The sequence below is a fragment of the Bombilactobacillus mellifer genome (genome assembly GCF_000970795.1).
Classification (GTDB): domain Bacteria; phylum Bacillota; class Bacilli; order Lactobacillales; family Lactobacillaceae; genus Bombilactobacillus; species Bombilactobacillus mellifer.
In genome coordinates, this window is record NZ_KQ034028.1 from 216,496 (window position 1) to 238,832 (window position 22,337).

The 22,337-nt window shown below is 40.9% G+C and carries 17 protein-coding genes; 11 read left to right on the forward strand and 6 right to left on the reverse strand.

Annotated features, from left to right (window positions below):
• Positions 1-87: 87 nt before the first annotated feature.
• Genes JG30_RS01010 through JG30_RS01020 form a run of 3 tightly spaced genes read right to left on the reverse strand, consistent with a single transcriptional unit; the run spans position 88 to position 3,413 of the window.
• Positions 88-1,281 (reverse strand): M20 family metallopeptidase, encoded by a 1,194-nt coding sequence (locus JG30_RS01010; RefSeq protein ID WP_052725148.1) that lies wholly within the window; start codon positions 1,279-1,281, stop codon positions 88-90.
• Between the two features lie 33 nt (positions 1,282-1,314).
• Positions 1,315-2,901 carry a PTS system mannose/fructose/sorbose family transporter subunit IID gene (locus JG30_RS09185; protein ID WP_046315417.1) on the reverse strand — a complete coding sequence of 529 codons (1,587 nt, stop codon included), beginning with the start codon at positions 2,899-2,901 and terminating at the stop codon, positions 1,315-1,317.
• A gap of 20 nt (positions 2,902-2,921) precedes the next feature.
• Positions 2,922-3,413: a PTS sugar transporter subunit IIB gene (locus JG30_RS01020; RefSeq protein ID WP_046315419.1), complete on the reverse strand. Its 492-nt coding sequence runs from the start codon at positions 3,411-3,413 to the stop codon at positions 2,922-2,924.
• 187 nt (positions 3,414-3,600) lie between these two features.
• Here JG30_RS01020 and JG30_RS01025 point away from each other — a divergent pair, with 187 nt between their 5' ends.
• Positions 3,601-4,446 (forward strand): MurR/RpiR family transcriptional regulator, encoded by an 846-nt coding sequence (locus tag JG30_RS01025; protein ID WP_046315421.1) that lies wholly within the window; start codon positions 3,601-3,603, stop codon positions 4,444-4,446.
• An 81-nt stretch (positions 4,447-4,527) separates the two neighbouring features.
• Here the strand turns inward: JG30_RS01025 and JG30_RS01030 are convergent, their stop codons facing one another.
• Positions 4,528-5,433 (reverse strand): proline-specific peptidase family protein, encoded by a 906-nt coding sequence (locus JG30_RS01030; RefSeq protein ID WP_046315423.1) that lies wholly within the window; start codon positions 5,431-5,433, stop codon positions 4,528-4,530.
• A 320-nt stretch (positions 5,434-5,753) separates the two neighbouring features.
• Complete coding sequence (locus tag JG30_RS01035; protein ID WP_046315425.1) at positions 5,754-7,379, reverse strand: peptide ABC transporter substrate-binding protein; 1,626 nt, start codon at positions 7,377-7,379, stop codon at positions 5,754-5,756.
• A 167-nt stretch (positions 7,380-7,546) separates the two neighbouring features.
• Here JG30_RS01035 and JG30_RS01040 point away from each other — a divergent pair, with 167 nt between their 5' ends.
• From JG30_RS01040 to JG30_RS01085, 9 genes are all read left to right on the forward strand, one after another.
• On the forward strand, positions 7,547-7,936 hold the full coding sequence (locus tag JG30_RS01040; protein WP_046315427.1) for a GntR family transcriptional regulator: 390 nt from the start codon (positions 7,547-7,549) through the stop codon (positions 7,934-7,936).
• Positions 7,914-8,636, forward strand: coding sequence for an ATP-binding cassette domain-containing protein (locus tag JG30_RS01045; protein WP_046315429.1), 723 nt, complete (start codon positions 7,914-7,916; stop codon positions 8,634-8,636). Before JG30_RS01040 ends, JG30_RS01045 begins: the two co-directional genes overlap by 23 nt.
• A 193-nt stretch (positions 8,637-8,829) precedes the next feature.
• Positions 8,830-9,603, forward strand: coding sequence for a hypothetical protein (locus tag JG30_RS01050; RefSeq protein WP_046315431.1), 774 nt, complete (start codon positions 8,830-8,832; stop codon positions 9,601-9,603).
• A gap of 123 nt (positions 9,604-9,726) precedes the next feature.
• A complete protein-coding gene (gene helD, locus JG30_RS01055; RefSeq protein ID WP_046315433.1) occupies positions 9,727-12,024 on the forward strand; it encodes an RNA polymerase recycling motor HelD in 2,298 nt (765 codons plus the stop codon).
• Between the two features lie 245 nt (positions 12,025-12,269).
• Entirely contained in the window at positions 12,270-13,463 is a 1,194-nt protein-coding gene (locus JG30_RS01060) for an MFS transporter (protein WP_046315435.1), read from the forward strand.
• Positions 13,464-13,798: 335 nt separating this feature from the next.
• A complete protein-coding gene (locus tag JG30_RS01065) occupies positions 13,799-15,163 on the forward strand; it encodes an NAD-dependent succinate-semialdehyde dehydrogenase (RefSeq protein ID WP_046315438.1) in 1,365 nt (454 codons plus the stop codon).
• 451 nt (positions 15,164-15,614) lie between these two features.
• Positions 15,615-16,577 carry an NAD(P)-dependent oxidoreductase gene (locus JG30_RS01075; RefSeq protein WP_046315442.1) on the forward strand — a complete coding sequence of 321 codons (963 nt, stop codon included), beginning with the start codon at positions 15,615-15,617 and terminating at the stop codon, positions 16,575-16,577.
• 187 nt (positions 16,578-16,764) lie between these two features.
• Positions 16,765-18,060: an RNA polymerase factor sigma-54 gene (gene rpoN / locus JG30_RS01080; RefSeq protein WP_046315444.1), complete on the forward strand. Its 1,296-nt coding sequence runs from the start codon at positions 16,765-16,767 to the stop codon at positions 18,058-18,060.
• 256 nt (positions 18,061-18,316) lie between these two features.
• Positions 18,317-19,141 (forward strand): Cof-type HAD-IIB family hydrolase, encoded by an 825-nt coding sequence (locus JG30_RS01085; RefSeq protein WP_046315447.1) that lies wholly within the window; start codon positions 18,317-18,319, stop codon positions 19,139-19,141.
• A gap of 255 nt (positions 19,142-19,396) precedes the next feature.
• On the opposite strand, the gene JG30_RS01090 is transcribed toward JG30_RS01085, so the two are convergent.
• Positions 19,397-20,674: a cation:dicarboxylate symporter family transporter gene (locus JG30_RS01090; RefSeq protein WP_046315449.1), complete on the reverse strand. Its 1,278-nt coding sequence runs from the start codon at positions 20,672-20,674 to the stop codon at positions 19,397-19,399.
• 256 nt (positions 20,675-20,930) lie between these two features.
• Between JG30_RS01090 and JG30_RS01095 the strand changes: the two genes are divergently transcribed.
• Positions 20,931-22,319 (forward strand): amino acid permease, encoded by a 1,389-nt coding sequence (locus tag JG30_RS01095; RefSeq protein ID WP_046315451.1) that lies wholly within the window; start codon positions 20,931-20,933, stop codon positions 22,317-22,319.
• Positions 22,320-22,337: the final 18 nt, after the last annotated feature.

Here is a 22,337-nt window from a genome sequence, read left to right on the forward strand (position 1 = left end):
AAATGATAGTGGTCAAAAGAAAGCGAGCAGATAGTGGAGACTACCTGCTCGCTTTATATATATTGGAAAAGATCCATAATCAAAGACTTAACGTGGTCGTTCATCTAAATTAGCCGCTGCAGATTTTTCTGCTTGAGCTTGTTTTAAAATTTCCGGATTTACTAGGCATTCGATCACGGTTCTGGCCATAGCCTTAGCCGCACGCGTAATGGCCTTATGGGTCACCTCGGTACCTGCTAATTTTTCATATTCAGCTGTATGCAGTGATAGCCGTGTTTTATGCAAACTAAAATACGGATTTGTGGTAGGCATAACTTGACTAATATTACCGAAATCTGTGGAACCAAAATCATCAGGGAATCCGGCTAGTACCGGTTCTCCTAAATCTTCCAAAGCTGTGCGACAGATATTACCTAAAGTTTGATTATAAGTCCGGGCTCCATAGCCGCTTTTTTCCGTAATTTGAACTTCACAGCCAGTAGCTAAGGCTGCTGCTTGGGCACAATTTTTAATCTTAGTAATGAGTCCCGGCAATTCACTTTCTTCTAAACACCGTAAGCTATATTTAATCTTGGTGTAATCGGGAATTACATTAGTCACGTTACCGCCATCTACCAAAATACCGGATAAACGAACATCCGATGTTAGTTGTTGACGCAGTAGTCCGACCGCAGTGAAAAATAATGTCGCAGCATCCAGCGCATTTTTACCTTTGAAGGGCTGACTGGCAGCATGAGCACCTTGTCCATGATATTCAATGGTCATGTCGTGTGTGGCTGTGCACCGGCCGGCAATTCGGGTAGTACCAGATGTGGGATGCACCATGGTAGCCGCATCAATATCTTGAAAAGCGCCCCGATCTAATAATTTAATTTTGCCACCGCCGCCTTCTTCGGCCGGGGTGCCCATGAGAGTTACTTGTCCAGCAATGTGGTATTTTTGCATGGCTGTTTGACAGGCTAAAAAGGCTCCAATCGCTGCCGTAGCAATCACGTTATGTCCACAGCCGTGGCCAATTTTCGGCAGGGCGTCATATTCCGCTAAAATAGCAAAATTCGGATGACCTTCTCCATAAGTTGCGTGAAAAGAAGTCGGAATATCAAAAAAGTTATCCTGTCCTTGGACTCCTTGTTCTTGCAAATAAGTGAGAATTTTTTGTACTGTTTGAAATTCATGGTAGCCTAATTCCGGATGATCATGAATATCTTGACTCAGTGCAAATAATCCGGCCTTTTTTTGATCCACGGTTTGATTAATTGTCGCAATGATTTGTTCTTCCATAAAGTCTATCTTCTCTTTTCTGCAAGCCACATTTTAAAAGAGTTTTATAGCAGCACCTAGTAAGGAGCAAACTAAAACACCAATTAAGATAGTAGTATATTTTACTTTTTTCTTAGTGATTAAGTAATAAATTAAGAAAACAATTGCAATTGGTAAAAGTCCGGGAATTAATTGATCAAAGTATGATTGAATCGGTTTCACGGCTTTACCAACCTGAATTTTAGGTTTCAGTGAGAGCTTGACGTATTGGGCCGATAAGACTCCCATCATGAACATTCCTAAAACGCCGGCGGCAGTAATAAATTGATTGATTTTACCGTTTTTCAAAACTTGTAAAATACTGCGTTTCCCAAAACTGTAACCAAAATTCCACAAGTAATAACTAATAACTGTGGAAATCGTACTGCAGATGATAAAGGGTCCAATACCAGCTAACCAGCTACCGGCTGAAGCCAACGGTAAAAACAAACCCACGACAATTGGCCGGATAGTACCCCAATCAACCGTATCGCCGATACCTGCTAAGGGACCCATCATTCCGGTTTTCAAACCCGTGATCATTTCATCCGTAATTTCTGCACCTTGGGCTTTTTCTTCTTCCATGGAAATGACAACGCCCGGAATAATACTGCCCCAAATACCTTCGGTATTAAAGAAGGTTAAGTGGCGCTTTAAAGCAGCAGATAATTGCTCGCTGTCTTTATATAACTTCTTTAAAATAGGCGAGAGGCAAGCGGCAAAGGATAAACTTTGAAGTCGTTCATACGAATTAGACAATTCACAAGTACCGAGCCACAACATCCACGATTTCACTAAATCTTTTTTAGATAGTAACTTTTTGTTATTAGCGACCATTTGGGCATCTTGGGCGGCATTGGCAGCGGATTCGGTTTTGTTCTTGGTAAAAGTAATGTGTAAGAAAGCCAAAAAAGCACCAAATAAAGCCAAGGCAATCATGTTGATTTTGGAAGCATATTGGAAGAAAAAGAAACCAAAGATAAAGTAAGGAATCAAATCTTTACGACCAATAACTGAAATGGTGATGGCAAAACCTAAGGCCGGTAAAACACTACCGGTGACTTTCAAACCTTCCATGATCCAAGCAGGGACGGCTTTCATGAAAGTATTAACTGCATGCGGTCCGAGATAGACAGCTAAAGATACGGGAATGATGTAAATAAAAATTAATGAAAGCGGCGGATACAATAAATGTGCCCGCATTACACCGTTAGCATTGCCCTTTTCCGCGTAACTATCAGCCATATGTACCCAAACAGCATTAATTGTCCGGCGAATATAATCCAACAAAACGCCCAACAAACCCACGGGCACCGCAAGACTAACTGCTACAGCCGGGGACATTTTAGATAGGAGGGCTAATGGAACTGCCACAAAGGTAGCTAGCACTTCATCGGTTGGAATATTACCGCCCGGTTGAATAACCGCAATATATAAAGCTTGGATCGCAGCCCCAATAATCATTGCTCGCGGTACATCTCCTAAAACGATCCCAATAAGCAAGGCTCCAAAAAGAACAATATTTTTAGGCCATGTATAAAGAATACCCATACGACAAAAGCAAAATAAAATTCCTAAAATAATTGCTTGAAAGATTGTCATATCTTGCAACCTCCAATGTATTAACTTTTAAACTTTTTAGCGATACTTTCTAAACTGGCTTCTTTATCTTCCGGAACAGTTTGTAAGTAAATATGCTTGCCTTGGTCTTGCCAATGCTTAAGCTCTTCGTATTCCTCGGCTGTCAAGGTAATATTTTTGTAAACCACAGTCCGGTTATTACCGCCACCAATGCCGCCAATTTGGACATCGGTGAAGGGCAGCCCTAATTGAAAGGCTTTGATGAGTGACGGAATACTGTTAAACAGAATAATCGAATTTTTTAAGGAACTAGTGCCTAAAAATTGAATACTCTCAGCGTCGATCGGTTTGACAATTAACTCAACGCCTTCCGGTGCCGCCATTTTGAAAACTTCGATCATAAAATCGTCTTGGGCAAGGTTATCATCTAAAATGATCACTTGCTGCGCCTCAACTTGTTTGATCCAGCGGGTAACTACTTGTCCATGTAACAAGCGGCTGTCGACTCTGATCAAGCCTACTTCTTCATTCATGATGTTCCTCCAGTGATGTGCGCAATATACTATGTCGCAACGAATTAATATTTTCTAACAGTTGATAACTATAAAAATTAACATTATGCTATCTTCTATCAGGATGATATCTAAATTAAATATATTAAAATTTTTTAGTTTGTCAATATGAATAATTGAAATTTTTTAATTAAAGGATACGAAAACGATGTCAAATGAACTGAAAGTTAAAATCAATTCTAAATTAGCTTCCCTGAGTGCCAAAAAGAAACGAGTAGCCTATTATTTACTCGAACATACTGAACAAGCTAAAAAAGAAACCATTTCGGAAATTGCCGAGAAATGTCAGGTTTCTGTGGGCACCATTTCCTTGTTTGCCCAAGATTTAGGTTTAAGTGGTTTTAAAGAACTGTCGGTCTTATTAAGTAATTCCAATCAAAATTTTTCGACGGTCATTAATGACCATAGCCGCATGGAAGATATTGTCCAACAAACAATTCAAGATAATATTAATAACATTCAAAGTACCTACCAAAATTTAGATCTCCAAAAACTGAATCAAGCGGCCCAGTTGATTTTTAAGTCGCGGGAATTAGTCTTTTTTGGCTTAGGTGGTTCGGCAGGGGTAGCTTATCAAGCTTTTAATAATTTTTTAAAGACCCCGATCAGTGTAAAATTCAATCCGGACTTCCATTTACAATTAGTTATGGCTGGCAAAATGACCTCGCAAGATTGTGCCATCATTATTTCACATAGCGGAATTAATCAAGATATTCAAAGAATTGTCAACATAATCAAAGAAACACAAGCAAAGATTGTGACCATTACAAGTTTTGATGATACGCCGCTGACTCAGGCTTCTGATTATTACTTTTTGTCGTTGACTGATGAGTTTGAATATAATGATGTCCCGGTATATTCCCGTCGAATAACGCAGATTCTCTTGATTGATCTGCTATTTACGTTAGTTATGTATCAGGATAGTAAAGTTACTTTGCCTAATTTAAAAGTTTTGCGTAATGCTTTAAAATATACCAATACGACCGAATTATAAGTCATGATTATTAGCCCATTGGATGGTCTCAACTGATAAAAACCCCCCTCGTTGACTGCAACGGGGGGGAGCTTTTGGGGATTAATCCTTAAAGGTGCCATTTTCAACATCAGAAATAAATTGTTTCAGATGTTCAAAGTAAACAGGAGCGTTATCGATCATATGATGATGGCCGCCGTTTGGAGTGGTTACTAAACGGGCATGTGGAATTTTGGCTTCCATTATTTTGGCAGTCTCTAGAGGCATAGTTTCATGTTCGCCAAAGGTTAATAAAGTAGGCACTGTAATTTCCTGTAAGTGCTCACGAAAATGCCAATCTTTGAGTTTGCCGGTAATCACAAATTCGTTGTCCCCTTGAAAAACGTTATAAACATCAGTCGCCATCGTGGGAACTAAGTGGCGAATAGCTTCGGGTTGTTTGCGATCAACGTATTCTTGATTCAATTGTTCCACATAACTTTGATAGGTGGGGTCGGCTAATTGATTGGTGGCTTCAATTTTTTGCATATAAGCGACTTTATCAGGACCGAGAGTTTGAAGGCGGCATTGATTAACATGTTTGACGTAATCGTCAATTTCATCCACCATACTCGAGATGATGGCACCTTTTAAATGTTGTCCATACTTGGCAGCGTAAAGTTGAACCAGGACCCCACCCCAAGATTGACCAATTAAATAAAAATTATCCAAACCTAATTTTTGGCGTACTTCTTCGACTTCACTTAAAAAGTAGTCGTAAGTTAAATACTTTTTAGCAATCTCGGGATCTTGATAGTTCGGTTGATCGGAGTAAAAAGAGCCCAGTTGATCATACATAGAAACTTGGACACCTAAATCGGCCAGTTCGTCCCCAAAATTTTCCCAATATTCATGAGTTCCGCCAGGGCCACCGTGTAGACATAATAAGTGGATATCTCCAGTCCCAACGGTACGGGTCCATAAATGATAGCCGTTGTCTAAAGTAATAATCGTCGTTCCTTGTTTCATAATCATCCTCCTTTTCTTACTTCCTATCATACCAAAAGTTGCGTCGGCACATGGCGTTGAATAAGACCATTCTCAAATGAGAAGCACTCAGACTATAATAGAGGTAGAAATTTTGTATTCCGCATTCAGTTTAGCAATAAATTTAAAAACCATCTTGCTACCCGCTGAGGGTAGGATTAGTTTTTTACGTAGGCCACAAAAAAAGCACTCTTCTGGCGAGTTGTTTTCAAAAAGAGTGCTTTTTTGTTAGCAAGAGTGTTTTCAACCTAAAGCGGCTGAACTACTGACCAGCATGCACCCTATCGGGCGCTCGGTTTAGTTTACTTTGTCAAGTAAGCTCTTGTATAATCATCTAAGCCCACCGGATGGCGAACAACGCCTTTAAAGTGGGGATTCACTAGATGACTTTCTACCATTTGGTAGAGGGGAATATTCGGAACCGTTTCGTTCAGCCGCTGTTCCATTTGCCGTAATAAAGCCCAGTATTGAGTCGGGTTGGTAGCATTAGTATTGGCTTGTTGATAGAGCTGATCAAAAGTCGGATCTTGGTAATGACCGTCATTTTTAGTGCTGTTGCTGGTGGCCGTCCCCATAAAACTGATTGGATCGGAAAAGTCCGCTAACCATAAAGTTTGATGGGCATCAAAGTTGCCTTGACGGACAGCTGTCGTAACGGTTTTGTCGGGAACATTTTTCATAGTTACTTTTAATTTGGGCAAAGCTTTTTGCAGATCTGACTGTAAAAATTCGGCTACGTGTTTGGTGATCGCATCATCATTGCCGCTGAGTTCTAAGTGGACAGTACCTTGTAAATGAGCCTCTTGACGTCCTTGATTCCACAATTTTTTGGCAAGGGTGACGTTATGTTTTTCTGTCGGTTGCGTTTCACTGCCAAAATCTTTTTTCGTGATCGGATCACGGGCAACATTTTTGGAGGTATAAGTGTAAGCAGGTACCGAGCCATCTGCGAGAATATCTTTCGTTAAGCTGCGACGATCAATCGCTAAACTCAGTGCTTGGCGCATTTTGGTATTCGCTAATGGGCGACCATTACGCAGATTAGCTCGTAAAATGTAAGTTCCACCCTTGTGGACATTGGTCAAGTTTTTATTACCTTGTAAGCCTTTGGCAACAACGCCATTGATTTTGGCGTCGTCCAGTTTATTTTGTTCAAATAATTCGTGGGCCGTATTGGAATCTTTAATCACTAAGCATTTGATCGCGGCTAGTTTAATATCTTGGCGATCATAGTAATATTTGTTTTTTCGGAAAACCCAGCTGTTGCTGGCGCCGTCCCAATCCGTGATTTTAAAAGGACCATTAAAGTATAGATATTGTGATTTAGTACCATAGCGTGCCCCAAATTTTTGTAAGGCGCTATGGCTTTCAGGGAAGAACGCTGGTAGCGCCATTAGTTTATTAAAGTAGGGCATAGGATGATCTAATTTAACTTGGAGTTTATGAGCTCCTAAAGCCGTAACCCCTAGATCACGGGGTTTTTTTTGACCAGCTAAAATGGCATCCGCATTTTGAATTCCTGAAAATATGTAACTATAACCTGATTTAGCTGTGGGTTGGACGGAACGTCTCCAAGCAGCTACAAAATCGTTAGCGGTCACAGGGTCGCCATTACTCCATTTGGCATCGGGCCGCAAGTTGAAAGTATAGGTTTGTTGATTATCGGTTGGCTGAACAATTTTGGTAGCGATCGCCGGCACTGGTTGTTGCCGGTGGTCAATTTTATAAAGTCCCTCCATGCTATTATTCAAAGCCTCCCAAGTGGTTCCACCACCATTAGAAATATCTAATGACATTAGATCCATATTGACCATAATGGCGGCTTGTTGATTATCTTTATTCTGAGTTTGTTTGGAATTGGAACAGCTTGATAACACTAACGCCATTCCAATCACTAACAGCGAGCTCAAAGTTTTAGTTCGTGACATAAGCGCCTCCTGAAAATAATAAAAATCACCATCAAAATTAATTTCTTTAATAATTTTCTAATCATATTAACGGGGCTTTCATTAATTGTCAACCGTTATAAAATTTTTTTTGACTTTTCCTGCTCTAGTGTTATAGTAGGGTAGTGCACAGATAGGGGGTATTGAACGTGAAATTTAAGGATAATATTCCGATTTATTTGCAAATAAAGACATTCATTAACCGTAAAATTATTTCAGGTGAATATCCGCTAGGTACCAAAATTCCGTCCGTGAGAGATTTATCCTTACAGTTAGAAGTTAATATTAATACTATTCAAAAAGCATTAAATGAATTAGTGCAAGAGCAAATAATTTTTACCAAACGTGGTCGGGGTAATTTTGTGACTACTGATGCACATTTAGTGGCTCAACTCAAAGCACAACTTATTCATCAAACCCTGGAAAATATGGATGAGAGCTTACAAGCTATGGGCTTAAGTAACCAAGAAATTGCTCACTATCTGAAACTATATACTCAAGAAAGGATGGGTTTGGATGACCAAAATTTTACAAATTAATGATTTGACATATCGTAAAAATAATCAAACGATTTTAAAAAATGTTAATTTGAGCTTGGATAAGGGCCATTTTGTGGGCTTGGCTGGCGCTAACGGTGCCGGCAAAACTACCTTAATGCGACTGATTGTGGGTGTCGCCAAAGGTTATCAAGGGGGAATTGTGGTCAACGGTCAGCCGGCTGATGTAGCCCGAAAAAGTTTTGTCAGTTATTCGGATGAATTACGAGGCTTTAAAGATTCAACCTCGATTAAAGATATTCAACTTTTTTATCGACTGGTATATCCCGATTTTGATTCCGAGCGTTACCAAGAATTAGCCGAGTTTTTGAATTTAACGGGCACGAAACGCTTGGGCAGTTTATCAAAAGGGATGCGCGAGCGTTTAATGATTGCGTTAACGTTGGCGCGCAAGGCTCCTTTGTATTTATTAGATGAGCCGTTTAGTGGCATTGATGTAATGAGCCGCAAAAAAATTGTGCGCGGTATGCTTAATTGGGTCGACCAATCCTCGACGGTGATTATCAGCAGCCATCATTTAGAAGAAATTACAAACATTTTGGATACTTTAGTGATTATTAAGGATCAAACTATTTTTGATTGCCGCTCCACTGATGAATTAGTCGAGCAAGAACATTGCTCTGTTGAAGAGTATTTTGAAAGCATTTATGATACTCTTCCTGAAGACGATGTCCAAAAATGAGCAGCTCTGCACCAGCCGCTTTATTCATCATGATTAAGAGGTGGCCTAGGCTGTACGAATTGAGGCTAAGTTTTTTAAAGCTGGAGGTTAAATTCTTCAATTTGGCTGGGTAATAGCGGTAATGGCTGATCAGTTGCAAGCAGTTCGGTGAAGGCTTGGTTTAGCCTGAGTGCTAATGAGGAGGTTATGATTCTTGACAAATTTTCAACAAATGTTTAAAGTCAATTTTTTGCATCAGTTTAAATTAGTTAATCAGCTCATCTTTTTTGATTTTTTAGGCATTATTATTTCTTTTGTGATGACGCTAATCCTATCCAGCTATGTCCGGTCTCGTTGGACGGTAGTCTTAGCGGGCTTGGTGGCCTTAGTCGGTTTTATCACGATTATATCTTGCGTTGCCATGTTGGCTGTAACGACTAAAAATCAAATGCACGCCAATCGCTTTCGCCTTGTGCCCATCACGGAAGCACGTTTATACACAACGATTATTTTAAATAGCATAACAGTATTATTTTACTTAATCATAGTGCAATTGGTTCTAGGGATAATTGTTTGTGGTTTAGCTTGGCTTTATTCCGATTTTCGGTTTAGTGGTATTTCCACGTTTAACTTTTGGATCGATTTATTACAAGGGCTCGTAGCCGGAATTTTTAACTTTTTGTTGTCAGCACTAGCCTTTATTCTGATTGTCCATTTGATTGATTTTGTTAGCACCGTCATTTTAGATTATGTTCCCGGCGGCCGGCAACGGATAGTCAAATTGGTAGTCTATTTGGTGGCTATTTTCGCAGTAGTTTATTTAGTCGGCGGACTCTTGCGGCTCTTCAAGATTGCGAGTTTCCAATTAGCCGGAGTGAGTGTCGATCGGGTTTATTTATGGCTTAACGTTTTCTTTTTATTAATTTTGACAACGCTGATGGGTGTAGCGAATGTATTTTTAACTAAATTTTTAGAAACTGACCGCTAATTTTTGAAAAATCTACCAGAAAAACTAAGATATTCTTTCCAATATCTTAGTTTTTTATGATTCTGAGTCTAAAATATGCTAAAATTATTGATTAATATTTTTAAAAGATTCGGAGACAGACTTATGACTGACACTCAGACAAGGCAGCAAGAACAGCGGCACTTAACTGAAGTGATTCAACAAATTAAACAAGCAGAGCAAAAATTACAAACCAGCATTGCAACAGCAAAGTCAGATATGCAAAATATTGATCAAACTTTCGGCGACGATGTCCATGTCGGCTTAGGTGATGACGGCATTTCAATGGCGGGGGCTTTATCTATTCATCAACAGCAACAAATGCTGGCTGAACGCAATAATGCTTGGCAACGCTCGCAGCAACAATTAAATGTCTTAAAAAAACTAGAAGACAATCCCTATTTTGCCCGAATCGATTTTCGTGAACTCCCCGCGGGAAAAGAAGAAACCATCTATATCGGACTGGGATCTTTTACGGATCAACACGACCATTTCTTAGTCTATGATTGGCGGGCACCAATTTCTTCGATTTATTATGACGGCGATTTGGGCCGAATAACCTATCAAACTCCCGATGGCGAGCAAGCCGTGGATGTGTTTTTAAAACGTCAGTTTATTATCAAGCACGGCCAGATTCAGACTTTATATGATACACAAGAAACTATTGGGGATCAGATGCTGCTGGAAGTTTTAAATGAAAAATCCAGTACGAAAATGAAAAGCATCGTAACCACCATTCAACAAGAACAAAACCAAATTATTCGGGATACAGATTCGGATTTATTATTCGTACAAGGAGCGGCCGGCTCAGGAAAAACTTCGGCCATTATGCAGCGGGTAGCCTATTTGTTATATCGTTACCGCAAGAAGTTGACCTCCGGACAAGTATTATTATTTTCACCTAATATGTTGTTTAACGATTATGTAAGTCAAGTGTTACCGGAAATGGGCGAACAAAACATGGTGCAGATGACTTATAGCCAGTATGTGGCGCGTCGGTTGCCCCACTTGCAATTAGAGAGTTTGCAAGCCCAATTTGAGACCGTGCTGGATCATCAACAAGCCCAGGTTTTGCATTTAGTTATCGGCTTAACCTTTTTTCAATTGGAAACCCAGTATGCCAAAATTTTAGCTACCGGCGGAGTTTTTTTCCGGGATATCTCTTTTCGCCAGCGGGTACTCATTTCGAAGAGTAAAATTGCCGAAATTTATTATAGTTTTGGCCCACAATACAAGTTGGGTAATCGCATTGATGCTACCCAAAATGCATTATTGAAGCTGTTAAATCAGCGGATCAATTCCGAAATGCGGAAAAAATGGGTCCAAGAAACCATTCAAAGTTTGAGTCAGGAACAATTACAAGCTTTATATGATCATCCTGATCAAGAATTCAAAAGCGGAGCCGCCGAAGAAAAGTTTTTGGCCCGCAAAATTGTCGTGGCGGCCCTGCAGCCGGTAGCCCGCAAAATTCATCGTTATAATTTTATTAATATTTCGGCTTCCTATCGCCAATTTTTAAAAGCGATCCCGCAACTAGTAGATTTAAAGCAGTTTGCGATAACAGAGCAACAATGGCAGGCTTACGTGCAACAATTTGAACAGCAGTTAGCCCAAAAGCAAATTAGTCTAGCTAATATTTCACCTTATTTATATTTGTACGATTTAATTACCGGCCATCACGGTGACTTAAGTATGAAATTTGTGTTTGTGGACGAAATTCAAGATTATACGCCATTTCAATTGGCTTATCTCAAGTATAATTTTCCACGGGCCCGCTATACATTATTAGGTGATTTAAATCAAGCTATTTTAGTCAAGGATAATGCGCCCTCGTTGTTGCACGAAATTGCGCGTCTCTTTGCGGCAGAGAAGACGCGGGTAGTTCAATTGACCCATTCTTATCGATCCACTAAACAAATTACAGAATTTACCAAGCATTTATTGGTTAGTGGAGAAAAGATTGTGCCTTTTAATCGGCCTGGAGAACTACCAACCATCCAAATCACTGCTTCTTCTTCGCAGCTGCTGGCAGCGGTGATTCAACAGTTGAAAGTTAATAAACAAAGTTCTTATGCGAGTGCCATTATTACGCGCGATTTAGTAGCAGCCCAACAAGTACAGCAACAGTTACAGCAACAATCAGTGCCGACGACCTTAATTAAATCGGAAAATCAACGCTTAGCAGCCGGGGATTTAGTCATTCCCGCTTATCTGGCTAAGGGTTTGGAATTTGATGCTGTAATTATGTGGGACGCCAGTGCCGGGGTTTTTGACTCTCAAGAACGTCAATTGATTTATACCATGGCCTCCCGGGCGATGCATCGCTTGTCAATTTTTGCATTGCGCCAATTGGATCCGATTATTGCGCAAGTCCCGGCACAGTATTCGCGTCGAATTGAATAGAGTCAGCTGGGATTTACGACCGCACTTTTCAAAAAGTGCGGTTTTTTTCAATTCTGGAAAGATTTGGGTACTAAAAAGATGAGGCAAATTTCAAGGTGAGTTTCAGAAAAAAACCGCCGATTTTTATTTTTTTTGGCCAAGACCTTGCCTAGGTAGAATAATTGTGCTTAAAATTGACTGTTACTTCCTTTTTTATTAGGAAAAAAGCATAAAATTTTTGGGTAACATAGAAAAGAGTAGAAACATTGAAAAAGAAAGAATATTATTGGCTTGCTGCCGGAATCTTACTTATTGCTGCTAATTTACGTTTGCCGATTACTATGATGCCGCCTATTTTGCCGTGGTTGCAGTCACAATTAGGTTTTGCCACCAGTATGAGTGGCTTGTTGACAACCATTCCTTTAATTATGTTTGCGCTGCTGTCACCGGTCATTGCCCAGTGGAGTAGGCGTTGGGGTAATTTACGTGTCCTCTTAGTCAGTTTAATTATTTTGACTATTGGCTGTTATTTGCGTAGTCTGACCCAAACAGGTTGGCTATTAGCCGGAACTGTGTTGATTGGTGTCGGTATTGCCGGTGGTAATGTATTGTTACCAGCTGTTATTCAACAGTTTTTTCCCCGAAAAACGACCATTTTAACAAGTTTATATACTTTTATCATGGGACTGATTGCTTCTTTAGGAACTGGGATTTCAGCTCCCCTAGTCAAAGCCACCAATTTGTCTGTGGGCATTAGTGTGATCTCGCTGCTTAGTTTAACTGCTTTATTAGTTTGGATTCGGGTCTTTTGGGGTTGGTCCAAACAAGATGCGGTGATGCAAAATGTTCCAGAGCATTCGCAAAAATCGCCGTGGCGACTTTATCGGTTTAAATTAACTTGGCTAATTACTTTCTTTTTTGGGGCCCAATCACTACTTTATTATTCCTTGTTAACTTGGCTGCCGGTTTATTGGACTCAGGCGGGTTTTTCTGCGGCCACTAGTGGGATGTTTGCAACTTTATTTCAACTATGTGGTATGCCCTTAGCCTTGTTAACTCCCGTAGTTGCACGAAAAAAATCCGGCATGGCGGCTATTTCCACTTTAATTGGTGGCGGAATTGCCTTAGGTCTGACATTATTATTGGTTTCTCAGCATAATTTATGGTTTAACACGTTATTGGCCATTTTAATGGGCATTGCTTCTGGAGCTTCTTTCAGCCTAGCAGTGGTTTTCTTCCAGCGTAAAACCAGTACGATTTGGCAAACTGCGGAAATGTCCGGCTTGGCCCAGTCAGTGGGTTATTTATTGGCAGCGGTGGGCCCAGCATTATCGGGAGTCGTCCGCAGTGCTACGCACTCATGGTTTTTAGTGTTTGGGGCCTATATTGTGATAGCAATTTTATTGTGGTTAGCCGGGGTCATCATCACTGTGCAACGCCCAATTGACGCGTCAGAATAATAAAAAAATTATTTGTAGAACCAATTTCAGCCAAAATGAAATTGGTTTTTTTTTTGAACTGGGGGGCGCCTACCAGTGCTAGTCGGGAAGTAGTCATGGCCGCCTTGGCGTAAAGAGTCAAAATAAATGATAATTTCTGCTAGTTAGTGATTTAACGATCAAGGATTGTGAAACACGATTAAATCTAGCGCGGAGAGTCTATTAAATTACAGAAAAAACTTTTTCACAAAGAGGTGGAAAACAAGATTGTTATTTAAACGTTTGCAGCCTATAATTAAGTTAGAACCAGTGTTCAGCAGAAGAGATATTTCAGAGGATCACAAAGGAGACTGCTAATGGCTTATAAAACGATTTATCCTTATAACAATAAAGTTTTAAAAGAATATGACAATGCAAGTGATGCTGATTTGGAAGCAGCTTTAAAGACGGGTCATCAATTATATTTGCAATGGCGGCAAGAAGAACCGCAAACCCGCAGTGTGCTTTTGCAAAAAATTGCTGCGGCCATGAAAGATAAACGAGAACAATTGGCGGAAGCAATGACTTACGATATGGGCAAATTATTGGTAGAAGCCCAAGGGGAAGTTGATTTATGTATTTGGATTATGCAGTATTATGCCGAGCATGGCGCGGAGTTACTGCAGCCAGTTCCTTTAACAACCAAATTAAAACATGGTTACTATTTAAAGCAAGCCACCGGTGTCTTAGTGGCAGTCGAGCCATGGAATTTCCCATTATATCAAGTCGTGCGGGTTTTGGCTCCGAACATGATGGTGGGTAACCCAATGATTTTAAAGTCGGCTTCTATTTGTCCTACTTCGGTTCAAATGTTTGCTGATTTGGTGCAATCCGCCGGAGCACCTGCCGGAGCCTTGACGAATTTATTTATCAGTTATGATCAAGTAGCCAAGGCGATTGCGGATCCACGAGTAGCGGGTGTTTGTGTAACTGGTTCGGAAAGAGCGGGTGCTTCGATTGCCGCCACCGCTGGCCAAAACTTAAAGAAATCCACTTTGGAATTAGGGGGAAATGATGCTTTTCTTATTCTCGAAGATGCAAAGTGGTCGCAACTAGAACAAGTCGTGCCTCAAGCACGGTTATATAATGCCGGGCAAGTATGCACTTCTTCCAAGCGGTTTATTGTCCCAGCAAGTATGTATGATCAATTTTTAGAAATGTTAAAAACGGCCTTTAGTCAGGTTAAAATGGGCGATCCCATGGCTAAAACAACCACTTTAGCACCTTTATCATCCCAGTCAGCAAAAACTAAACTCCAACAACAAGTTGCTACAGCGGTGGCGGGTGGCGCCAAAGTTTACTATGGTAATGAGCCAGTAGATTTACCGGGACAATTCTTTGCCCCAACCATTTTAACGGATATTCAACCGGATAATCCAATTTTTGATCAGGAATTATTTGGGCCCGTGGCGTCCGTTTATCGCGTAGCCAATGAGGAAGAAGCGATTGCTTTAGCAAATAATTCCAGTTATGGCCTGGGCGGCACAGTCTTTTCCGGTGATGTGGAACATGCAGCTCAAGTGGCAGCCAAAGTAGAAACCGGCATGTCCTTTATTAACGACGGCTGGTCCTCCACTCCGGATATGCCATTTGGCGGTGTTAAAAATTCCGGTTATGGTCGCGAGCTCAGTGCATTAGGGTTGGAAGCGTTTGTCAATCAGCATCTGGTGCTTAAACCCTAAGCTGAGCTTTTAGACATTAATCCGAGCTGAAGCAGTCATGAATAGTTCTGAAAGTGGCGTTATCCGCTTTTCAGAACTTTTTTTATAAAAAGTTCCAGTTACCCGCGAAGACCAGTACTCAATGAAGCGCTACTTATCCGCCCGTGGGCGCGAGCAATGGAGCGTCAATCGGCTGCAGGAGCCTGACTTGCTCGAAAGAAGAACAATTCTTAAGCACCAATATCAGCAGCTGAACGCTGAAATTAAGCTGCCTTATCAAAGATTTCCAAAACGCATCGTACTGCTTGGCAATAATGCTGCTATCAAAGCAATACAGCCTTGGTTCCGGAAAATTTGCACCCTGATCCAATCTTGCTTGGTTAGAACAAGCGATACAGTCTGATTTTTGAAAAAACAGTGTTAAGGTATGCAATAGGTTATTGATAATTCATCAAAAGGAGGGCTTTCATTCATGCACTTACCGAAAATTTTAATTACGGGTCCGATTCCCGCAGCAGGAGTAGAGCGTTTACGGCAGCATTTTGCAGTCACCTATGATCCGGAGTTGACTACGCGAACTTGGGTCTTACAGCATTTGGCGGCTTATGAGGGATTGTTATTAACCGGTTTACAAGCTGATCGCGAACTAATTGCCGCCGGAGCCAATTTAAAAATTATTACCACCAATGGTGTGGGATTTGATCATGTCGATGTAGACTATGCCCGCAATCAAGGGATTGTAGTTACCAATTGTCCGCAAAGCGTCCGCCAACCCACAGCGGAAATGACCCTGGCTTTATTGTTGGCGACTGTGCGGCGTTTACATTTTTATGATCACAACTTGCGTATGGGCAAATGGCCCGATGTTGATCAACAAACCAATATGGGCATGAGTTTAGCCGGCAAAGTCTTAGGGATTTACGGCATGGGACGGATCGGGACAACGGTCGCGCAGTTAGCACAAGCTTTCGGGATGCGGATTTGTTATCACAATCGCCAGCGGTTAGCTCAATCCCAAGAACAGCAATTGAATGTCCAGTATGTGGATTTTGATACTCTGGTTCAAACGGCGGATGTTTTAACTTTGCATGCACCGGCTACTCCTGCCACTACGGGCGTTTTTAATGCCGCCGTTTTTGCCCAAATGAAACGAACTGCTTATTTGATTAATGTGGCGCGCGGAGCCTTAGTGCAACAAGATGATTTAATTACAGCTTTACAAACGGGTGCTATTGCTGGAGCTGGTCTGGATGTTTATGCCACGGAGCCTCAAGTGCCGGCAGCTTTATTACAATTAGATAATGTAATTTTAACTCCGCATGCGGGTACCGGAACTGTGGAAGCCCGGACCGCGATGGCTTTGGAAGCCGCACGCAATTTGGAGGATTTTTTCCAAAAACAACAAGCACCTAATCAAGTTAATCCAAGCGCTTAACTGAACAGATGGTTGTACTGGGCATTGGAGGGGATTCACCCGGACTGGAAGGGGACTTTTGGAGACTCGTCCAGGCTGAATAGCGCAAGTGGGCATGCGTGAGGAATTAATTATCCGTAAAATTATCAAGAATCATATTAATTGATAATTATTCCGGCTATAATAATTAAATGAGGGGGGTACAACCATGGGCTTACAGCAAAATTATCAAATTAATCAAAAACAATTGCATAGTTTGGCTTTAACACAAAGTATGAAGCAATCGCTTTTTATGTTACAAACCAACTTAGCAGATTTGATAACGTATGTGCAAGAGCAAAGCATGGCCAATCCTTTGTTTGATGTCAATCCCACGATTTCGAAGCAAGAAGTGGAATTGGCGACGGTGTTTAATAATCAGGACACCGAACAGCCGACTTTAGAAGCGTATTTGTTGGAGCAAATCCGTTTAACCATGCGTCCCTTACCCTTGCGGGAATTAGTTTTACAACTGATTGCCCATTTAGATGAACATGGTTATTTATTGTTATCAGATCAACAGTTGTTAGACCAATTACAAGTGACACCAGTGGCTTTGGCGGATGCCAAAGAACTACTATATAATTTAGATCCACCCGGTGTCGGGGCCCAATCTTTACAAGAGTGTTTAATTTTACAAATGCAACTAAAAGCTGCTACGCCAACGCATCAGTTAGCCCTAGCTATTTTAGAACATGACTTTGACCAATTAATTGCCCATGACTGGTCAGCCATTGCGCAACACTGGCAGGTGCAGCGCGCACAGGTACAAGCAGCATTTGCGGCGATTCAAACACTGACTCCGTATCCGTATGTGGCCACGCCGAGACATACGGCTTATGTGGTTCCTGAATTGCTGGTGCAGCGGCAGGCGGATCGATTGTCTTTAGAAGTGACTAAATGGGGTTATCCCCAGATTGTTTTTGCCCAAGAGACCTATGATCAGCTGCGCGTAAGTACAGATCAAGCAACAAAAAGCTATGTGCAGCGCAAGTATCAAGAATACCAAACTCTGCAAAAAAATTTAGCGCGGCGCCTAACCACGCTGGCTTTAATTGGACGTTGTATTGTGAGTGCCCAGGCACCGTTTTTCCTCCAAAAAACTACTACTTTAAAAACCCTTTTATTGCGAGATGTTGCGCAAAAATTAAGTCTCAGCGAATCGACCGTAAGTCGAACCATCAACGATAAATATCTGCAAACCACTTTTGGCATTTTTGAACTCAAAGATTTCTTTACGAAGCGCAGTAATCCGAATTCAGAATTATCGGTGAATGAAGTACAAGCCCAGTTGCGCCAGTTAATTGCTCAAGAAGATCCCCAACATCCAATCAGTGATCAGCAATTGATGCACCTCCTACAGGCTCAAGGGATTACAATTGCTCGGCGAACAGTATCTAAATATCGCCAACAATTGGGCATTGCCAATGCACGTCGACGCAAACACCTAGTCTTAGGCAAGTAACTGAAATCAAGAGTATGGAAACTTGGTGTTTGCCAACTCTCGTTTTGAAAGCAGCTGATGGCTAACGATGAGTCTGTGCTGCCTTCTTGGGAAACGAAAGCATCCAGGATTTAGCGTCTGAAGATTCTTTAATTTGTAAATAACTTTCGCTGCGGCTCAAAATTGCGGCCAAATCACAAAAGATCCTTAAAATGTGCCCCTAAAGTTGGTATGATTAAGATGGCTTTTAATTCTAAAACTGGGAGAAGGTTCACTCATGTCCGATGCCACTGAACAAATAACGACAATTGCTTTAGATCTGGATAATACTTTACTTAATTCCCAAAAAAACATTTCCGCTGCCAATACGGCGGTTTTAAAGCAACTACATCAACAAGGCAAACGCATTGTTTTATGTACCGGTCGCGCCTTAACACTGATTAAACCGTGGTTACAACAATTAGATTTAACGCAACCGACGGATTACTCGATTACATACAATGGCGGTTTAATTCAAAATAATGTGACGAATGAAATTCTCAGCCAAACCGTGCTGACCAAAACCGATATTGCCATTTTATATCGTGATGCCCGCAAATTAGATTTTCCATTAGATGTCTTGGGAATTGATGGGGTTTATTCCTTAATGGAACTGGGAAAATCCGATTATGAAAACTATTTAAAACATCAATTACCTTTTAAAAATCTGACTTTTGAGCAATTGCCTGAGCATGAAGTTTACGGCAAGGCTGTTTGTGCCACGACGGAAGCTGTCGTTCAAAGGATTCGCTACCAGTTATCTCCTGCCACCCAAGAAAAGTTTCAAATCGTGCCATCCCGACGGGAAATGTTAGAATTTATGCCTGCTGGCGTTAATAAAGCGGCTGGCTTAAAACAATTACTAGCACATTTTGGCGATGATTTCAGTAACTTGATGGCTTTTGGTGATGAAGAAAACGATTTGGAAATGATCCAAGCTGCGGGTATCGGTGTGGCCATGGAAAATGCTATTCCTCAAGTTAAGGCTGTCGCACAAGCAGTGACCAAAAATAATGATGCTGACGGCGTGGCTTATTATTTGCGGCAATACTTTCAATTGTAAGAAAAACCAGACAGGTTTTTCATACGAAAAGGTTAAATAAAAAACCTCGTAACGAAGACGAGGTTTTTGTTTGAGTTTTAAGTAAAAGAACTGGAGTTTACTGGTTAGTCTGGTGCTGCAAACAACCGCCAATGCGACACTTGGGATCCCAATTATCAAGCGCTGTGGTTCAGTCGTCGATAAATTAGGGTCAAAAACAAAGCCTAAGTGCTCGTGCTTGTTAACGCTACTGCAGTCGATTTATCGGTAAATTCATTAATGGACGAAGGTTTGATAATAATGCTGCGCTTGTTGAGAATCATATTCTTTTTCAGATTGGCCGATAATTAGGGCAGCCAGCGAATTGCCCACGACATTGACGGCCGTACGTCCCATATCTACCAAGCGATCAACGCCGGCAATTAAGGTGAGACCCGAAGGAGGAATACCGATGGTAGACATAGTGGCTAATAAAACAACCAAAGAAGCGCCCGGGACACCAGCCATTCCTTTAGAAGTAATCATCAGGACGATTAATAAAGTGATTTGCTGTCCAATACTTAAATGAATTTGATAGGCTTGAGCCAAAAAGAGTGCTGCTAAAGATTGGTAAATAGCGGATCCGTCTAAATTAAAAGTGTAGCCAGTGGGAATCACGAATGAAACGATCCCTTGACTAACACCAAGTTTATCCATTTTGTCAATAATCCGTGGCAAAGCAGCTTCCGAACTGGCAGTGGAAAAAGCTAAAATAGCTTCTTCTTTAATCACGCGCAAGAGATGAAAAATATTTAAATGAAATAAATGGGCCACAGCACCCATGACTCCAATAATGAATATTAACATCGTCAAATAGGCCAGGATAATAAAATAACCTAACGGTAGTAGAGCATTTAAACCAATTTGGGCAATAGTGGCGCCAATGAGCGCACAGACGCCAATTGGCGCGGTACGCATAATCCAGTTAGTAACGCGAAACATGACTTGTGAAACGGCTTCTAAAAATTGGATAATAATCTGCCCTTGTTTGCCAATGGCCGCCGTACCTAAGCCAAAGAAAACACAGAAAAAAATTACGGGCAACATATTACCCTTGCTCAAAGCCGCAAAAAAATTCGTCGGAATTAATCCCATAATAATGGCCCATAATCCACTGTGATTTTGGGCTTGCTTGGCGGATTGTAAATATTGACTAATATCACTGGTGTGTAAGTTATGTACATCAATACCTTGGCCGGGTTGAAACACATTACCGACAATTAAGCCTAAAATAATCGCTAAAGTGGTCATAATTTCAAAATAAATCAGCGTTTTGGCACCGACGCGGCCTAATTGTTTCATGTCGCCCATATTAGCGATACCGACGGTTAAACAAGAAATAACAATCGGCAGCACAATCATTTGAATGAGACTAATGAACATGGAACCGATATTTTGCATCGCCGTGATCGCGGTCTTATTTTGATAAAATACACACCCTAACACAATTCCTAAAACTAAACCAATCATAATTTGCCAGCCTAAAGTTAGGCGCGACAAATGATATTTTTTCATAATTCAAACCTCACTGTCTGTCATTCATTCCACAATGGAAGGGAAGCCTTTTATTTAAACTACAACATTTTAGTATACTCTAAAAACGGGGAAGTGCTAGTTCAGAGCTAAAATCAACCCGCGAGACTAGTCAAACAATTAAAAAATTCCATATAATTACAAAATACTTTACAGTTTTTTTCAGTAATTGTTTTGCTTTTAGCTTAGGATTTAGGTAGAATGTAGGTCATTAAGATTAAAAAGGGAAGTGGATTTAATGAGAGAAAACCAAGAAAAGTCATTAAATAAATCGCTCTCCTCAAGTCAAATGCAATGGATTGCGTTGGGCGGAACTATTGGGGTCGGTTTATTCATGGGCTCCGCCTCAACTATCAAGTGGACGGGCCCCTCGGTTATGTTGGCATATGCGTTTGCCGGTTTTGTGTTATATCTGGTGATGCGGGCTTTAGGTGAGATGTTATATGTTCAGCCGATCACTGGTTCTTTTGCCGACTTTGCCACAGAGTACGTCCATCCATTAGCTGGTTATTTAACAGCTTGGAGTAATGTGTTTCAATTTCTATTGGTCGGAATTAGCGAAGTTATTGCCATCGGTAGTTATTTACAATTTTGGTGGCCGCATTTTCCGACCTGGATTGCCGGCATTATTGTAGTGATCACTTTGTGTTTGGCCAATTTGGCCTCAGTGAAAGCTTATGGGAGTTTGGAAACTTGGTTTTCTTTAATTAAAGTTTTGACCATTATTTTCATGATTATCATTGGCTTACTGGTGATTATCTTTGGCTTTGGTAATCATGGTCATCCGGTGGGGATTAGTAATTTATGGAAAAATGGCGGCTTCTTTACCGGCGGTTTTACCGGTTTTATGTTTGCTTTATCGATCGTGGTGGGTTCTTATCAAGGTGTCGAAATCGTGGGGATTACGGCTGGAGAAGCTGCTAATCCGCAAGAAAGTATTGTCAAATCTATCAAATCGATTGTGTTACGGATTTTAATTTTCTACATTGGCGCTATTTTTGTAATTGTATCGATTTATCCTTGGAATAAATTGGGAAGCATTGGTTCACCATTCGTGCAAACTTTTGCCAAAGTTGGGATTACTTTTGCGGCCGAAATTATTAACTTCGTGGTCTTAACGGCTGCCCTTTCTGGTTGCAATTCGGGCATTTTCAGTGCTAGCCGGATGTTATTTACCTTAGGGCAGCATGGCAATTTGCCGCCGGCTTTTACTAAAATTTCTAAGCACAAAGTCCCTTATTGGCCAGTTTTGGTGATGGGGATTGGGATTTTATTAGGAGTGTTATTGAACGATATTTTACCATTGTTTATCCATTCAGCATCGAGTGCTTTTGTTGTCGTGTATGGTGCGAGTGTTTTACCAGGGATGATTCCATGGTTTGTGATTTTGTTAAGTCACTTAAGCTTTCGAAAACGCAATGCGGGCAAGTTGGAGAATCATCCCTTCAAGATGCCAGGCAGCCCGGTGAGTGACTACTTTGCCTTTATCTCTTTATTAGTGATTTTGTTGTTTATGTTTGTGAATCCGGATACGCGGGTTTCGATTATCATTGGTGTAGTTTTTGAAGTCTTTATGTCTATGGTTTATTACTGGCAACAACATCATAAACGCGTGGCAATGAGTTAAGATCATTAATAAAAAAAA

Coding starts and splice junctions, on each gene's coding strand:
- JG30_RS01085 (WP_046315447.1), top strand. CDS start 18,317: ATGTCCGATGCCACTGAACAAATAACGACAATTGCTTTAGATCTGGAT.
- JG30_RS01045 (WP_046315429.1), top strand. CDS start 7,914: ATGACCAAAATTTTACAAATTAATGATTTGACATATCGTAAAAATAAT.
- JG30_RS01035 (WP_046315425.1), bottom strand. CDS start 7,379: ATGTCACGAACTAAAACTTTGAGCTCGCTGTTAGTGATTGGAATGGCG.
- helD (WP_046315433.1), top strand. CDS start 9,727: ATGACTGACACTCAGACAAGGCAGCAAGAACAGCGGCACTTAACTGAA.
- JG30_RS09185 (WP_046315417.1), bottom strand. CDS start 2,901: ATGACAATCTTTCAAGCAATTATTTTAGGAATTTTATTTTGCTTTTGT.
- JG30_RS01010 (WP_052725148.1), bottom strand. CDS start 1,281: ATGGAAGAACAAATCATTGCGACAATTAATCAAACCGTGGATCAAAAA.
- JG30_RS01095 (WP_046315451.1), top strand. CDS start 20,931: ATGAGAGAAAACCAAGAAAAGTCATTAAATAAATCGCTCTCCTCAAGT.
- JG30_RS01065 (WP_046315438.1), top strand. CDS start 13,799: ATGGCTTATAAAACGATTTATCCTTATAACAATAAAGTTTTAAAAGAA.
- rpoN (WP_046315444.1), top strand. CDS start 16,765: ATGGGCTTACAGCAAAATTATCAAATTAATCAAAAACAATTGCATAGT.
- JG30_RS01030 (WP_046315423.1), bottom strand. CDS start 5,433: ATGAAACAAGGAACGACGATTATTACTTTAGACAACGGCTATCATTTA.
- JG30_RS01090 (WP_046315449.1), bottom strand. CDS start 20,674: ATGAAAAAATATCATTTGTCGCGCCTAACTTTAGGCTGGCAAATTATG.
- JG30_RS01020 (WP_046315419.1), bottom strand. CDS start 3,413: ATGAATGAAGAAGTAGGCTTGATCAGAGTCGACAGCCGCTTGTTACAT.
- JG30_RS01075 (WP_046315442.1), top strand. CDS start 15,615: ATGCACTTACCGAAAATTTTAATTACGGGTCCGATTCCCGCAGCAGGA.
- JG30_RS01025 (WP_046315421.1), top strand. CDS start 3,601: ATGTCAAATGAACTGAAAGTTAAAATCAATTCTAAATTAGCTTCCCTG.